Raw genomic sequence first — 15508 nt, 5'->3', positions numbered from 1 at the left:
CGGCCCGGGCGTGCCGGAACCGGCCGCCGCGCTCCACCCGGAGGAGCCGGTGGGCCCGGGCATCCCGGCCGTCGGCCGGATCGGCGGCACGGACGTCCTGCGCCGTGCCGGGCGCCCCGAGGCGCTGCCGGTCGCGGTCGGCGTGACGGCGCCGGTGTGCCTGCGCGCCGCCGGGCTGCTGCGGGCGCGGGGCACCGGCTGCACGGTGGACCCCCGCCGGGTCGAGCCCGTCGGCCCCGTGCTGCCGGCGCCGGCCGCCGGACACCGTCCGGTGGCCGTCGTGGAGGACGACAGCAGTGCCGCGGGCGTGGGTCCGGCGGTGGCGCTGGCCCCCGCGGGCGCCGACGTGGACGTGCCGGTGCGGCGGTTCGGCGTCCCCGGGCAGTTCCTGGCGCCCGCCGAGTGCAGCGAGGTGCCCGCCGACACAGGCCTCACGCCCGTCGGGACCGCCGGGCGGATCAGCGCGAGCCCGGCCGCCGGGGACAGCGGCGGACCGGGCGGGGAGAAACAGGAGACCACTGGATGACCACGGAGTTCGACCTCGGCGCACTCCTCGCCGAGCGCGGAGCCGAGCGCTACGAGCTGCACACGAAGTACCTCAACCCGCAGCTCCCGCGCATGCTGCACACCATCGGCTTCGACAAGGTGTACGAACGGGCCGAGGGCGCCCACTTCTTCGACGCCGACGGCAACGACTACCTCGACATGCTCGCCGGGTTCGGCGTCATGGGCCTGGGCCGCCACCACCCGGTCGTCCGCAGGGCACTGCACGACGTCCTGGACGCGGACCTCGCCGACCTGACCCGCTTCGACTGCCAGCCGCTGCCCGGTCTGCTCGCGGAACGCCTGCTCACCCACAGCCCGCACCTGGACCGGGTGTTCTTCGGCAACAGCGGCACGGAGGCCGTCGAGACGGCCCTGAAGTTCGCCCGGTACGCCACCGGGCGGCCCAGGATCCTGTACTGCGAGCACGCCTTCCACGGCCTGACCACCGGCGCGCTGTCGGTCAACGGCGAGACCGGCTTCCGCGACGGCTTCGCCCCGCTGCTGCCCGACACCGCCGTCCCCCTCGGCGATCTCGACGCCCTCGCGCGGGAGCTGGGGAAGGGCGACGTGGCCGCCCTGATCGTCGAACCGATCCAGGGCAAGGGCGTGCACGAGGCCCCGCCCGGCTACCTGCGCGCCGCCCAGGAACTGCTGCACCGGCACAAGGCGCTGCTCATCGCCGACGAGGTGCAGACCGGCCTCGGCCGCACCGGCGACTTCTACGCCTACCAGCGCGAGGACGGGGTCGAACCGGACCTGGTGTGCGTGGCCAAGGCGCTGTCCGGCGGCTACGTCCCGGTCGGCGCCACCCTCGGCAGGGACTGGATCTTCAAGAAGGTCTACTCGTCCATGGACCGCGTCCTCGTCCACTCGGCGAGCTTCGGGGCCAACGCGCAGGCGATGGCCGCGGGGCTCGCCGTGCTGTCGGTCATGGAGAACGAGCAGATCGTCGCCGGGGTGCGCGCCACCGGCGAGCTGCTGAAGTCCCGGCTGACCGCGCTGATCGACGAGTACGAGCTGCTCGCCGACGTCCGCGGCCGGGGCCTGATGATCGGCATCGAGTTCGGCCGGCCCTCCTCGCTGAAACTGCGCAGCCGCTGGACGATGCTCCAGGCCGCCCGCAAGGGCCTGTTCGCGCAGATGGTCGTCGTCCCGCTGCTGCAGCGGCACCGGATCCTCACCCAGGTCTCCGGCGACCACCTGGAGGTGATCAAGCTGATCCCGCCGCTGGTCCTCGACGAGGCCGACGTGGACCGGTTCCTCGGTGCCTTCACCGCCGTGATGGACGACGCCCACAGTGGCGGCGGCCTGATGTGGGACTTCGGCAGGACCCTGATCAAGCAGGCGGTGGCCAACCGCTGACGGCGCGGCGGCCCCGCCGCTCCCGGCCGCGGTTTTTGCCTGAGAGGCAAGTAATTTGCCGCACGGGCAAGGCTGCGGCTGAATGGGGGCATGAACGCCTCACACGCCGAACCGCCGGCGGGCCGGGGGGACGAGCTGCCCGCCGTCGCGCCGCAGCTGCGCGCCCTGCGCCGGCGGGCCGGCCTGACCCTGGAGGCCGCGGCACGCTCCGCCGGGCTGTCCCCGGCCCACCTGTCCCGGCTGGAGACCGGGCGGCGCCAGCCCTCGCTGCCGACGCTGCTCGCGCTCGCCCGCACCTACGGTACGACCGTCTCGGAACTGCTCGGCGAGAGCACCGCCGACCGCGACGCCGTCGTGCGCGCCGCCGACATGGAACCGACGCGCGCCGGCGGCTGGACGTACTTCCAGGCCGGGGCACCCGGACGCGGCATGCAGGCGTTGCGCGTCCGGGTGCCGTACGGCGCCCAGGGCGACATCGTGCGGGTCCACCCCGGCGAGGAGTGGCTCCACGTCCTCCAGGGGCGGCTCAGGCTGCGCCTCGGGGACGGCGCGCACCTGCTCGCGCCCGGTGACGGCGCGCACTTCGACTCGCTCACCCCGCACCGCCTCGCCGCCGAGGGCCACGACGGTGTCGAACTGTTGTTCGTCCACACCTTGCTGCAGAGTCCCACGGCCACCCTGTGCCTGGGCCCGTTGACGGGGGAACACCCATGAGCAACATGGAGGAGAAGTTCCCCCGCTCGCTCTGGATCCGGCTGATCGTCTACATCGCCCTCGGGCACGTGCTGGCCGCGTTCCTCTACCTGCTGTTCGCCCTGGGGGCCAAGGGCTGAGCGCGCTCAGTCCAGCAGGCGCTCGCGCAGCCGCTCCCGGGTCCGCGGGTCGAGCCCGAGACCCTGCTCGAAGTAGGCGTCGATTCCGCCCCACGTCTCCTCGATGCTCTCGAAGGCCGCCGACAGGTACTCGGCGCGTGCGTCGAAGAGCGGGCTGAGCAGGTCCATCACCTCGGGCGTGTACGCGGTCTCCGCGCTGCCGCTGCGCCGGACCCGGTAGCGCCGGTGCCTGGCGTTGGACTCCAGGTAGTCGGCGACGACCGCCTCCCGCTCCACGCCCACGGCGAGGAGCGTCACGGCTATGGAGATGCCCGCGCGGTCCTTGCCGGCCGCGCAGTGCATCAGCGCCGGCACGCTGTCCTCGGCGAGGGCGTGCAGCACCCGGGAGTGCTCGGCGGTGCGCTCCTTGACGATCGTGCGGTACGAGGCGACCATCCGGGCCGCCCCCTTGCCGTCCGCGAGGATGCCGCGCAGCTGGTCGAGGTCGCCGTCGCGGACCATCTTCCAGAACTCGGCGCCGTCCGCGGGGTCGCTCAGCGGCAGGTTCACGTTGCGCACGCCGGGCAGCACGACGTCCGGACCCTCCAGCCTCTGGTCGGCCGCGTTGCGGAAGTCGAAGATCGTGTGCAGGCCCAGGGAGGCGAGGAAGGCCGCGTCCTCCTCCGTCGCGTGCGCGAGGTGACCGCTGCGGAACAGCACTCCGTGGCGCACCCGCCGTCCGTCCACGGTCGGCAGTCCGCCCACGTCACGGAAGTTGCGCACTCCGGCCAGCTCGGGCTCGGTCGACGGGACCTGCTGCGTCACGGGGGCTCCTCCCGGTAGGCCCCGCCGGTGCGGCTCGCCGGCGGGCGTTCAGCCGACGATACGACATCGCCTTCCCCGTGCCACGAGCCGTCGCACCCGTTCCGCCGCGCCCCGTACGACGGCCCGGGCCCGGGGCTCCCCGCCCGCCGCACACCCGGCACCCTGCCCGAAACGACACTTTCGCAACGACTCGGTCCGTAATGGGAGGCGGGGGGAGGGTGCCGCGTGAGGAGCGTCATAGTCGTGACCGTGCGTTGCGCACGCCGCTCGGGCAAATCCCTTTTCCCGCCGGGGGATTGCCGATCGGGAAAGGACGGGACCGCACGGAGGGTGAGCGCGTCCCCGGGATGTCGATCACCCGGAACGGAGAATCCCGGGAAAGGCCGCTTGTTTCCGCGCGTCCCGTTCGCTTACGTTCGCCACCCGTCCGGACGGAACGCCGAATCCTGCCGCCGCCCGGACTCCCCACACGTCACCCGTCCACGGCAGGAGCGGGGGACCCACCAGGTACCACTGCCTGTCCGGTCTCCGCGACAGGCTAGGGGTGCAGCCGCGCACCGCGCGGCCGGGCAGCTCCAGCCCGAACCCGACAGCTCACCCCGCAGGCGCCGGAGAGGAATGCACCATGCCCGCGAAGGGTAAGCACCGACGCCCCAAGACCCAGCGTCTCACCCGCTCCATCGCCGTCGCCGGCACCGGCGGCGCCGCTCTGGCCCTGCCGCTCCTCGGGACCACCGGAGCCCACGCCGCCACCCCGCCGTCCGCGCCCGGCAAGGCCGCCGGGTCCCCCGCCGCCGGGAAGCAGGCGCTGTCCCAGCAGCGGACCGCCGCGCGGACCGCCTCCGAAGTGCGCACCTACACGGTGAGGGCCGGCGACTGCCTGGCGGGGATCGCCGACGAGCAGCACGTGGGCGGCGGCTGGCACCGGCTCTACGACGACAACCGGCAGGCCGTCGGCGGCGACCCGTCGCTGATCCACCCCGGCCTGAAGCTCACGCTCGGCGGGAAGGCCGCGGCGGCGCGCACCGGGGCCCCGGCCGCGCAGGGCACCCCGTCGCCGGCGGACGACCGGGCGGAGGAGGAGGGGACGACCCGGGCGGCCCCGGCGGCGAAGACCCCCGCGTCCGCCCCGGCCGCGTCCGCCCCGGCCGCGTCCGCCCCCGCCACGTCCACCGGCTACACCCTCCCGGTCACCGGAGCCGTCCTCGGCACCGGCTACCACGTGGCCGGCAGCATGTGGTCCAGCGGTTACCACACCGGCGTCGACTTCGTCGTCCCGACCGGCACCCCCGTCAAGGCCGTCGCCGCCGGCACGGTCGTGTCCGCCGGCTGGGGCGGCGCCTACGGCAACCAGGTCGTCATCAAGCTGAACGACGGCCACTACGCCCAGTACGCCCACCTGTCCCAGCTCTCCGTCTCGGCCGGACAGACCGTGGCCGAGGGCGCGCAGCTCGGCCTGTCCGGGGCGACCGGCAACGTGACCGGCCCGCACCTGCACTTCGAGATCCGCACGACGCCGGACTACGGTTCGGACGTCGACCCCGTCGGCTACCTCCGCCTGCACGGGGTCACCGTGGGCTGAGGCGCCGGTCCGCCGCCCTGCCCGCACCACCTTGCCCGACACGCCGCCGAAGGCCGGCCCGCGCTCCCGCGGGCCGGCCTTCGGCGTATCTGTGCGACTGCGTCGCGCGGTGGCGTCGCGCGGTGCCGCCCCACGGTGCTCCGGGCGGCGGTCGCACAGTCAACACCTGCGGGGACACGGCTATTCCGCAGTTGGTGAAGTCTTTGGCAGTGGCTCATCTCACCGTTCGTCAATCCCCGCTTACGGTCGCGTAGGTCACATCCGAAGGTGAATCATGACCCGACGTGGCAGACGATTCGAAGAATGACAACAGATCAGTGATCGGGTCGTACGTGGCGGTGGGGGACAGCTTCACCGAGGGCGTGGGCGATCCCGGCCCGGACGGGGCGTTCGTGGGGTGGGCCGACCGGTTCGCGGTCCTGTTGGCGGACCGGCGGCCGGAGGGCGACTTCGAGTACGCCAATCTCGCGGTCCGCGGGAAGCTGCTCGACCAGATCGTGGCGGACCAGGTCCCCCAGGCCGTCGAACTCGCCCCGGACCTCGTCTCCTTCTGCGCGGGCGGCAACGACATCATCCGGCCCGGCACCGACCCGGACGAGGTGGCCGAGCGCTTCGAACGGGCGGTGGCCCGGCTGGCCGCGGCCGCCGGCACGGTGATGGTGACCACCGGCTTCGACACCCGCGGCGTCCCCGTGCTCAAGCACCTGCGCGGCAAGATCGCCACCTACAACGGGCACGTCCGCGCCATCGCCGACCGGTACGGCTGCCCCGTGCTCGACCTGTGGTCCCTGAGGTCCGTGCAGGACCGCCGGGCCTGGGACAACGACCGGCTCCACCTCTCGCCCGAGGGCCACACGCGGGTCGCGCTGCGCGCGGGCCAGGTCCTCGGGCTGGAGATCCCGGCCGACCCGGAGCAGCCCTGGCCGCCGCTGCCGCCCCGGGGCACGCTGGAGATCCGCCGCGACGACGTGCAGTGGGCCCGCGAGTACCTGGTGCCGTGGATCGGCCGCAGGCTGCGCGGCCAGTCCTCCGGGGACCACGTGACGGCCAAGGGCCCCCTGTCGCCGCACGACATCAGGATGCGCATCGCCCCCGTGGCCTGACCACCGGGGCCGTGCTCCGCGCCGCCCCGGCCGGCGCGGAGCACGGCCCCGCCGGGAGGCGCAGGGGCGTTCGGCCCTCCCCGCCCGCAGTACCGCAGGCACCGACCATAATGGAGGGCCTCAGTGACTTCCCTGGAGGTACCGTGACCGGTGTGCGTTCCCAGAGCCCCGGGCTCAGCCTGCCGCGGCCCGCGGCCTTCGGCGCAGACCCGGACGGTGAGCGCATGGCCCGCATCCGCCGCTCCCCGCACTTCCAGGACGGTGTCTTCCAGAACCCCGGGGGCACCACCCGCACCGTGCCCCCCGGTTCCCGGTGGGACTTCGCGAAGCTCTTCCTGGACAAGGAGCAGCGGCTCCTGCGCTCGCCCCGGGGCACCGTGCCGGTCCACGCCACGACCTACGCCGACCTCGCCAGGCCGCCCGCCACCGGGCTCCGGCTGACCTGGACGGGCCACTCCGGCGTGCTCGCGGAGATCGACGGACACCGGGTGCTGTTCGACCCCGTCTGGAGCGAGCGCTGCTCCCCGTTCCCCTTCGCCGGGCCCAGGCGCCTGCACCCGGTGCCGCTGCCGCTGGCGGCGCTCGGCCCGGTCGACGTGGTGGTCATCTCGCACGACCACTACGACCACCTGGACATGCCCACGATCAAGGCGTTGGCCGGGACCGGCACCGTGTTCGCCGTGCCCCTGGGGGTCGGCGCCCACCTCGAGCACTGGGGCGTCTTTCCGGACCGGCTGCGCGAACTCGACTGGCACGAGTCCGCCGAGGTCGGCGGACTCACGCTCACCGCGACCCCGGCCCGCCACTTCTGCGGCCGGGGCCTGCGCAACACCCAGCACACGCTGTGGGCGTCCTGGGCCGTCACGGGGCAGGAGCACCGGATCTACCACAGCGGCGACACCGGTTACTTCGAGGGCTTCGAGGACATCGGCGCCGCGCACGGCCCGTTCGACGCCACGATGATCCAGGTCGGCGCGTACAGCGAGTTCTGGCCGGACATCCACATGACCCCCGAGGAGGGCCTGCGCGCCCACCTCGACCTCCAGGGCGGCGGTCCGGGCGGGGTGCTGCTCCCGATCCACTGGGGCACCTTCAACCTCGCCCCGCACGCCTGGGCCGAGCCGGGGGAGTGGATGAAGGACGCGGCCGAGGAGGCGGGGCAGGCGGTGGCGTTCCCCCGGCCGGGCGAGCCGTTCGAGCCGGCGGGGAAGCCGCCGGTGGAGGCGTGGTGGCGGGCGGTGTCCGGTCCGGTGGCGCGTCCGTGGCGGCGTCCACGGAGCGTCGGGGGTGCGGCCGGGACGAGCAAGAAGGATCTCGACCTCGCCGGTGAGCGGTGACGTCGGCCGGGGACGAGCCGGGGGAGATGGTCCGGGTGCCGGAGCGTCTCCCGGCCGAGGGGCACGACCGGGTGGTCCGGGCCCCGGGCGGGGTGCCCCGGGCGGGGCACGGGGCCCCTGCCCGGCGATCCGGGCCCTGGCCGTCCCCGGAAGGCCCGTCCCGGGTTGTCGTCCGCACCCGCATCGTGCGGCGCTGAGTTCGCAGCGGGGGCCCGGCCGGCCGGCGCTCGACTGCGCTGCCCGGCCGGTACCGGTGGCGGCGTCCGGGGCGCGGCACACGTCTGTCTCATCGCCCTGGCCCAACGCCGCGGCGCCCCTGTCACCGGTGCACCCCTTCAACGCGCCAGCGGAGTCGATCACCCTCTGCGGCCGGTCCGGTCGCCGGACCGGCCGGGACTGAGGCGCCCGGGGTCGTCCAGTACGACTCTCCCCGAAGCCGGGGATCCCAAGGAGATCCGTCGGCTGAAGGCCCCACACGACCGACCGGGTGGAGCACATGCCTCCCGCCGACTGCGATCTTTCTGCGCATCCCGCCTCCTGCCACCATGAAGGGCCGGACCGGGCAGGGGCGCGAACGACGGGTACGTTCCCGAACGTTGTCGTCGGGCTTGTCACCGGCATGCTCAGCGGGGGATCGGTACGGCTGTGACAGCGTCACGCGAGGCGGCGTTTCCTGCGCCGCAAGGCCCGGTTCTTCGGCATCGTGCCGGGTGATCCGTGCATCGTGGTGATGAACAACGAGTGGGACGCGCCCGGCAGCGCTCAGCACCGCCACGTCCAGGTCGGCGTACCGCACGAAGTCCACGGTCAGGAGGTCGCCGCCGCCGTGGTGCTGCGCGCCGGGATGTCCGCCGCGCCGGACGAGCTGCGCGGCTTCTCCGTGAGCGGGTCGCGCCCTTCAAGTACCCACGCGTCGTGTGGATCGCCGACCACCTGCCGAAGGGACCCACGGGCAAGGTCCTCAAGCGCGAGATCGTCCGGCCCGGGCCGGACGTCGGCTGAGGCGACCGGGCCGCGGCGGGGATGTGGGGACGGCCGCGACGCAACCGGCCCGGGCGTCTCCCCGGCCCCGGCCGGCACCCGGCGTATCCGCCCCGGAGGCGCCGCCTTCCGCAGGACCGGGACGGACCGGCGCCCTGCGGACCGGTCGGCCTGCACGAGGCGACCGCCGCCCGGCGATCCAGCGGGACCGGTGGCCGGGCCCGGGTGGCGCCGTGCCCCGTTCACCCCCCGCCCACCGGCGCCGTGCTCCGCCGCACCACCAGGTGGGTCGCCAGTTCGATGCGCTGGGCGGCCCCGCCGGGCCCGGCGGGGCGGAACAGCATCCGTGCCGCCTCCTCGGCCATGTGCCGCAGCGGCTGGTGCACCGTGGTCAGGGCCGGGCTCGACCACTGGGCCAGGGGGACGTCGTCGTACCCGACGACCGACAGGTCCTCCGGTACGCTCAGGCCCCGCGTGCGGGCCGCCTCCAGGACGCCCAGCGCCTGCAGGTCGCTGCCCGCGAAGATGGCGGTCGGCCGGTCCGGGCCCGCCAGCAACTCCCTCGCGTGCTCGAAACCGCCCCGCACGTGGAAGTCGCCGAAGCGGATCAGGCGCGGATCGGGGACCAGGCCCGCCATGGTCATGGCCGAACGGTAGCCGTCGAGGCGGGCGAGCGAGCACATCATGTCCTCGGGCCCGGTGATGATCGCGACGCGCCGGTGCCCGCGCTCGATCAGGTGGCGGGTGGCCGCCAGGCCGCCGGCCCAGTTGGCGGAGCCGACGGAGGGCACGTCCGGGTCGGGGTCGCCGGCCGGATCCACGATCGCGAACGGGATGTCCCGCAGCCGCAGCCGGCTCTTGGCCTCCTCGGGCAGTGCGGAGAGGACGAGGACGACGCCGAGCGGCCGGCGCCGCAGGACGCCCTCGATCCAGTCGCTCGCGGGCGCGTGCCGCGTGCCGCTCCCGGTGAGCGCCACGGTCGCCCCGTTCTGCCGGGCGACGTTCTCCACCCCCCGGATGAGTTCCACCGCCCAGACGCTGTCCAGTTCGTGGAAGACGAGTTCGACCAGCGGCGCCCGGGGGGCGCGCCGGGTCCGCCGACGGTAGCCGTGGGCGTCGAGCAACCGCTCCACCCGGACCCTGGTTTCGGAGGAGACGTCCGAATGTCCGTTGAGGACCTTCGAAACTGTCGAAGGCGATACTCCGGCCTGCCTGGCTACGACGCCCAGGGTCACCCTGCCCTCCACCTCGTCTTTGTCATGCATGGCCGAAGGATAGGCCACGGCCGTCGGTAACGGTTTGGATGCATGCCTGCACGACCGTTGACCCGAAGGCGGAGCCGATCCTACTGTCCGGCGACAAGGATTTCGGGAATGATACCGAAACTTTCGAGAGGCGGACGATGAAGACACGTGCGCAGTTGCCCCGGATGCTCGCCTGCGGGGCGGCCCTCGCCCTGACGCTGAGCCTTTCGGCCTGCGGCGGCGGGGAGGGCGGGGGGCGTCGGACGACGGCAGGATCCACGTCCTCGTGTACGGGGACGCCAGCAACAAGGTCGAGAAGCGGATCGTGGCGGCCTTCAACAGGACCTCCGGCGTCAAGGCGGTCCTCGACACCATCCCCGGCGCCGACTACCAGCAGAAGCTGCAGACGATCATCAACACGCCGCAGGCGCCGGACGTGTTCTTCAACTGGGGCGGGGGCAGCATCCAGCCGTTCGTGAAGGCCGGCCTGCTGATGCCGCTGGACGGCTTCATCAAGGAGGACCCGGACCTGGAGGACAAGTTCCTGCCCGCGGTGTTCAACAGCGCGGTCATCGACGGCAAGCCCTACGGCGTCCCGATGCGCGGCACGCAGCCGGTGCTGCTGTTCCACAACAGGACCGTCCTCGACCAGGCGGGCGTGAAGCCGCCCAAGACCTGGGACGACCTGCTGGACGCGGTCGGCAGGCTCAAGGCCCGGGGGGTGACCCCCATCGCCCTGGGCGGCGGTGACCAGTGGCCGACCCTGATGTGGTTCGAGTACGTGTACGACCGTGTCGCCGGCCCGGGACTGTTCCAGAAGGCCCTCAGCGGTGACGGGAGCGCCTGGGCGAGCGCGGACAGCAAGAAGGCGCTCGGCATGCTCAAGGACCTGGTCGACGCCGGCGCCTTCGGCCGCAGCTACGACTCCGTGAAGTACACCAACGGCGCCTCACCCGCGCTGGTCGCCCGGGGCAAGGCCGGCTTCGAGCTGATGGGCTCCTGGTACTACGCCCAACAGCAGCAGGACGCGGAGGACTTCGCGCGCAAGGGCCTCGGCTACACCACCTTCCCGGCCGTCCCGGCGGGCAAGGGCGACGCCAAGGACATCGTCGGCAACACCAACAACTTCTACTCGGTGCTGAAGAAGACCAAGCACCCCGGGGCCGTGGCCGAGTTCCTGAAACTCATGTACTCCGACGAGTTCGTCAAGGCGCAGATGGCCATCGGCAACCTGCCGACCACCACCAACACCGCCAAGTTCCTCGACACCTCGGCGAGCCCGGCGTACTCCCGCTTCCAGTACGACCTGGTCGCCAACGCCCCGTCGTTCCAGCTGTCGTGGGACCAGGCCTACCCGCCGTCCGCCATCACGCCCATCCGCCAGGCCGTGCAGCAGTTCTTCAACGGCCGGCTGGACACCGGCGGTTTCATCAAGGCCATGCAGGCCCTGCCGACCGAATGAACCGCTCATGACCACACAGACCACGAGCGCTCCGCCCGCCGCCGGGACCCCGCAGCGGGCCCGGCGGCGGCCCGGGGCCTTTCACGCCGCCGGAGTCGGGCGCCCCGGCTTCGTCTGGGCGCTGCCCGCCACCGTCTTCTTCACCCTCTTCGCCCTCGTCCCGCTGGTCATGGTCGCGGCGCTGTCCTTCATGAGCTGGAACGGCCTGGGCTCCCCCCGGTTCGTCGGCACGGACAACTGGTCACGCATCCTCGACGACCCGGTGATGATCAACAGCATCTGGCTGACCCTGCTGCTCACCGCGCTCGGCGTGGCCGTCCAGACCCCGCTGAGCATCGTGCTCGGCGTCTGGGCCGCCGGCCACCAGCGCAACCGCGCGGTGCTGTCGGCCGTCTACTTCGTCCCGCTGCTGCTGTCCTCCACCGCCGTGTCGGTGCTGTGGCGGGGGCTGCTCGACCCGAACTTCGGCATCCCCTCCCGGGCCGCCTGGCTGTTCGGCGACGGCAACCTGTTCGGCAGGCAGTCCACGGCCATCGGGGTGCTGGCGTTCGTGAGCACCTGGCAGTTCACCCCGTTCCACACGCTGATCTACCAGGGCGCCGCCCGCGCGGTCCCCGCGGTGCTGTACCAGGCGGCCGAGATCGACGGAGCGGGACGCTACCGCCGGTTCTTCCACATCACGCTGCCGCAACTGCGCAACTCCATGATCACCTCGGTGATCCTGATGATCGTCGGCGGGCTCACCACGTTCGAGACGGTGCTCATCCTGACCCAGGGCGGCCCGGGCACCGACACCACGATCAGCGCCTACTACATGTACCAGGAGGCCTTCAAGAGCTTCGACTTCGGCGCCGGGGCGGCCATCGCCCTGCTGCTGGTCGTCGCGGCCACGATCGTCTCGCTGATCGTCGTACGGGTCTCCGGCTACGACAAGATGCGCAGCTCCATGGAGGGTCTGTCATGAGGCGGCGCCCCAACTACGCGGCCGGCGCGGGCTCGCTGCTCTGGCTCGTCCTGGTCGGACTGCCGCTGCTCGTGATGCTCGCGGCGACGGTCCGCTCCCGGGCGGACTACGCCGGCAACGGTCCGCTGGCCCTCCCGCGCAGCTTCACCCTCGACCACTACACCGGGGCGTTCGACTCCGGCTTCGGCCGGTACTTCCTCAACACGGCCCTCGTCACCGTGTGCGTCGTCGGCCTGGTCCTGCTGCTCGTGCCGCCGCTCGCCTTCGCGATCGTCCGCAGCACCAGCCGGATCACCTCGCAGATCTTCCGGCTGTTCCTGCTGGGGCTCGCCATCCCCGCGCAGGCCGTCATCGTCCCGATGTTCTACCTGATCAGCAAGGCCGGCCTGTACGACAACCTCCTCGGCGTCATCCTGCCGACGACCGCCTTCTGCCTGCCGATGTCCGCGCTGATCCTCAGCGGCGCCATGCGTGACATCTCCCGGGAGCTGTTCGAGGCCATGGTGATGGACGGCGCGACACCGCGGCGGATGTTCTTCCGGCTCGTCCTGCCGCTGTCCAGGGGCGGACTGTCCACGATCGTGGTGTTCTCCGCCCTCCAGGCGTGGAACGGCTTCCTGTTCCCCCTCGTGCTGACCCAGTCGGACTCCACCAAGGTGATCACGCTGGGCCTGTACAACTTCCAAACGGAACACGGCATCGACATCCCCGGGCTGCTCGGAGCCGTGGTGCTGTCCATGCTGCCCGTCCTGCTCGTCTATCTGTTCGCCCGCCGGGCCCTGGTCCAGGGCCTCATGGGCGTCGGAGGAAAGTGACCGCCAACGTGGCAGTTGAAACGACCCCCGAAACCCCCGTCTGGAACGACCCCGGCCGCGACCTCGGCACCCGGGTGTCCGCCCTGATCGAGGCCATGACCCTCGACGAGAAGATCGCCCAGCTCTACGGCGTGTGGGTGGGCGCCTCCGACGAGGGCGGCGAGGTGGCGCCCCACCAGCACGACATGGAGGAGGCCGTCGACCTCGAAGCCCTCCTGCCGGTCGGCCTAGGCCAGCTGACCCGGCCCTTCGGCACCGCACCCGTCGACCCCGCCCTCGGCGCGCTGTCCCTGGTGCGCACCCAGGCGCGCATCGCCTCGGCGAACCGCTTCGGCATCCCCGCCGTCGCCCACGAGGAGTGCCTGGCCGGCTTCGCGACCTGGGGCGCCACCGCGTACCCCGTCCCGCTGTCCTGGGGCGCCACCTTCGACCCGGACCTGGTCCGCCGCATGGCCGCCGCCATCGGCCGGGACATGCGCTCCGTCGGCGTCCACCAGGGCCTCGCCCCCGTCCTCGACGTGGTGCGCGACGCCCGCTGGGGCCGCGTGGAGGAGACCATCGGCGAGGACCCGTACCTCGTCGGCACCATCGGCACGGCCTACGTCCGGGGACTGCAGTCCGCGGGCGTCGTCGCCACGCTCAAGCACTTCGCCGGCTACTCGGCCTCACGGGCCGGCCGCAACCTCGCGCCCGTGGGCGCGGGCCCGCGCGAGCGCGCCGACATCCTGCTCCCGCCCTTCGAGATGGCCGTGCGCGAGGGCGGGGCCCGGTCCGTCATGCACGCCTACACCGACACCGACGGCATGCCGGCCGCCGCCGACGAGGACCTGCTGACCGGGCTGCTGCGCGACACCTGGGGCTTCGACGGCACGGTCGTCGCGGACTACTTCGGCATCGCCTTCCTGCGCACCCTGCACGGCATCGCCGGCGACTGGGCCGGCGCCGCGCACAGCGCCCTGCGGGCCGGCGTCGACGTCGAACTGCCCACCGTCAAGACCTTCGGCGCCCCCCTGGCCGAGGCCGTCACCGCCGGACGGGTGCCCGAGTCCCTCATCGACCGTGCCCTGCGCCGGGTCCTCACCCAGAAGGCCCAGCTCGGACTGCTGGACCCCGGCTGGGACCCGGTGCCGCCCGCGCTCGCCGGAGCCGACCTGGACGACGCGGAGGCGCTGCGCGGCACGGTCGACCTGGACACGCCCGCGAACCGGGAGCTGGCCCGCGAGGTCGCCGGGGAAGCGGTGGTGCTGCTCACCAACGACGGCACACTGCCGCTCGGCCGGCCGCGCCGCATCGCGCTGGTCGGCCCCAACGCGGCCGAACCCACGGCTGTGCTGGGGTGCTACTCCTTCCCCCTGCACGTCGGCGTCCACCACCCGCGGACCCCGGCCGGTATCGGCCTGCCGACCCTGGGCGAAGCCGTGGCCCGGGAGTTCCCCGGCGCGGAGGTGACGGTGGTGCGGGGCACCGGGATCGACGACGGTGACCTGTCCGGCATCGCCGAGGCCGTACGGGCGGCACGGGACGCCGACGTCGTGCTCGCGGTCCTCGGCGACCGGGCGGGACTCTTCGGCCGGGGCACCAGCGGCGAGGGGTGCGACGCCGAGTCGCTGGCCCTGCCGGGCGCCCAGCAGCACCTGCTCGACGCGCTCCTGGACTCGGGCACGCCGGTGGTGGCGGTGCTGCTCGCCGGACGCCCCTACGCGCTCGGGCGCGCCGTGGACGGGGCCGCCGCGATCGTGGAGTCCTTCTTCCCGGGCGTCGAGGGGACGACGGCCGTCGCGGGCGTGCTCAGCGGTCGGATCAACCCCTCCGGACGGCTGCCCGTCAGCGTGCCCAGGGGGCCCGGCGCCCAGCCCGCCACCTACCTCGGCGCGCGGCTCGCCCACGCGAGCGAGGTCTCCAACATCGACCCGACACCCGCCTTCGGCTTCGGGCACGGGCTGTCCTACACGGCCTTCACCTGGTCCGACCTCGTGGTCGGGCAGGGGACGGCGGACACGGACGGAGCGTTCTCGCTGGCCTTCACCGTCCGCAACACCGGGCAGCGCGCCGGCACCGAGGTCGTGCAGCTGTACCTGCACGATCCGGTCGCCTCCGTCGTGCAGCCGGTGCAGCGCCTCATCGGCTTCACCCGGGTACCGCTGGCCCCCGGGGAGGCGCGCCGGCTGCGCGTGACGGTGCCGGCCGACCTCGCCTCGTTCACCGGCCGGGACGGGCGGCGCGTGGTCGAGCCGGGCGAGCTGGAACTGCGTCTGGCGGCCTCCAGCACCGACCCGCGTCTGACCGCGAGGGTCACCCTGACCGGTGCCGAACGCCCCGTGGACCACACCCGGCGCTTCCACGCGGCGTTCACCGGGGAAGCACTGGAGGGCCAGGGGGGCCGGGAGGTCCAGGAGGGCGGGAAGGGCGGGGAGGGCGGGGAGGGGTGACCGTACCGGTCGGCACGGACGTCGGCTGAACCAGGGCCACGACCAC

The 15508-nt window shown here is 73.1% G+C and carries 11 protein-coding genes, 3 pseudogenes and 1 riboswitch; of the genes and pseudogenes, 12 read left to right on the top strand and 2 right to left on the bottom strand.

Translation table 11 applies throughout. The features are described from left to right. Positions 1–37: 37 nt before the first annotated feature. The 4 genes and pseudogenes from QQY24_RS04795 to QQY24_RS04780 form a co-directional block, all read left to right on the top strand. Positions 38–526: pseudogene (locus tag QQY24_RS04795) on the top strand (transketolase C-terminal domain-containing protein); the annotation flags it as partial. Beyond that, positions 523–1908, top strand: a complete 1386-nt coding sequence (locus QQY24_RS04790) for an aspartate aminotransferase family protein (RefSeq protein WP_301971401.1) — start codon at positions 523–525, stop codon at positions 1906–1908. The pseudogene QQY24_RS04795 and the gene QQY24_RS04790, both read left to right, overlap by 4 nt. Positions 1909–1998: 90 nt before the next feature. Then, positions 1999–2622, top strand: coding sequence for a helix-turn-helix domain-containing protein (locus QQY24_RS04785; RefSeq protein WP_301971400.1), 624 nt, complete (start codon positions 1999–2001; stop codon positions 2620–2622). After that, a complete protein-coding gene (locus QQY24_RS04780) occupies positions 2619–2741 on the top strand; it encodes a DUF6126 family protein (RefSeq protein WP_301971399.1) in 123 nt (40 codons plus the stop codon). Before QQY24_RS04785 ends, QQY24_RS04780 begins: the two co-directional genes overlap by 4 nt. A gap of 6 nt (positions 2742–2747) precedes the next feature. On the opposite strand, the gene QQY24_RS04775 is transcribed toward QQY24_RS04780, so the two are convergent. Further along, complete coding sequence (locus QQY24_RS04775) at positions 2748–3545, bottom strand: tyrosine-protein phosphatase (RefSeq protein WP_301971398.1); 798 nt, start codon at positions 3543–3545, stop codon at positions 2748–2750. A gap of 460 nt (positions 3546–4005) precedes the next feature. Continuing rightward, positions 4006–4166, top strand: a riboswitch (cyclic di-AMP (ydaO/yuaA leader). Positions 4167–4170: 4 nt separating this feature from the next. Between QQY24_RS04775 and QQY24_RS04770 the strand changes: the two genes are divergently transcribed. From QQY24_RS04770 to QQY24_RS04755, 4 genes and pseudogenes are all read left to right on the top strand, one after another. Next, positions 4171–5127, top strand: coding sequence for a LysM peptidoglycan-binding domain-containing M23 family metallopeptidase (locus QQY24_RS04770; protein ID WP_301971397.1), 957 nt, complete (start codon positions 4171–4173; stop codon positions 5125–5127). Positions 5128–5444: 317 nt separating this feature from the next. After that, positions 5445–6230 carry an SGNH/GDSL hydrolase family protein gene (locus QQY24_RS04765; RefSeq protein ID WP_301976150.1) on the top strand — a complete coding sequence of 262 codons (786 nt, stop codon included), beginning with the start codon at positions 5445–5447 and terminating at the stop codon, positions 6228–6230. A gap of 143 nt (positions 6231–6373) precedes the next feature. Beyond that, positions 6374–7567, top strand: coding sequence for an MBL fold metallo-hydrolase (locus tag QQY24_RS04760; RefSeq protein WP_301971396.1), 1194 nt, complete (start codon positions 6374–6376; stop codon positions 7565–7567). Positions 7568–8348: 781 nt separating this feature from the next. Beyond that, positions 8349–8569: pseudogene (locus QQY24_RS04755) on the top strand (long-chain fatty acid--CoA ligase); the annotation flags it as partial. Between the two features lie 221 nt (positions 8570–8790). Here QQY24_RS04755 and QQY24_RS04750 read toward each other — a convergent pair. Next, the gene (locus QQY24_RS04750; RefSeq protein WP_301971395.1) at positions 8791–9813 is read right to left on the bottom strand and encodes a LacI family DNA-binding transcriptional regulator; all 1023 of its coding nucleotides are present in this window, start codon (positions 9811–9813) and stop codon (positions 8791–8793) included. A gap of 137 nt (positions 9814–9950) precedes the next feature. Here QQY24_RS04750 and QQY24_RS04745 point away from each other — a divergent pair. From QQY24_RS04745 to QQY24_RS04730, 4 genes and pseudogenes are all read left to right on the top strand, one after another. Beyond that, positions 9951–11254 (top strand): annotated as a pseudogene (locus QQY24_RS04745) (ABC transporter substrate-binding protein). A 7-nt stretch (positions 11255–11261) separates the two neighbouring features. Continuing rightward, on the top strand, positions 11262–12218 hold the full coding sequence (locus QQY24_RS04740) for a carbohydrate ABC transporter permease (protein WP_301971394.1): 957 nt from the start codon (positions 11262–11264) through the stop codon (positions 12216–12218). Further along, a complete protein-coding gene (locus QQY24_RS04735) occupies positions 12215–13033 on the top strand; it encodes a carbohydrate ABC transporter permease (protein ID WP_301971393.1) in 819 nt (272 codons plus the stop codon). The genes QQY24_RS04740 and QQY24_RS04735 overlap by 4 nt, the downstream gene beginning before the upstream one ends. Then, positions 13030–15462, top strand: coding sequence for a glycoside hydrolase family 3 N-terminal domain-containing protein (locus tag QQY24_RS04730; RefSeq protein ID WP_301971392.1), 2433 nt, complete (start codon positions 13030–13032; stop codon positions 15460–15462). Before QQY24_RS04735 ends, QQY24_RS04730 begins: the two co-directional genes overlap by 4 nt. Positions 15463–15508: the final 46 nt, after the last annotated feature.

The organism is Streptomyces sp. TG1A-8 (genome assembly GCF_030499535.1).
In the GTDB taxonomy this organism is placed as follows: Bacteria; Actinomycetota; Actinomycetes; order Streptomycetales; family Streptomycetaceae; genus Streptomyces.
This window is presented reverse-complemented; position numbering and strand designations above follow the sequence as displayed.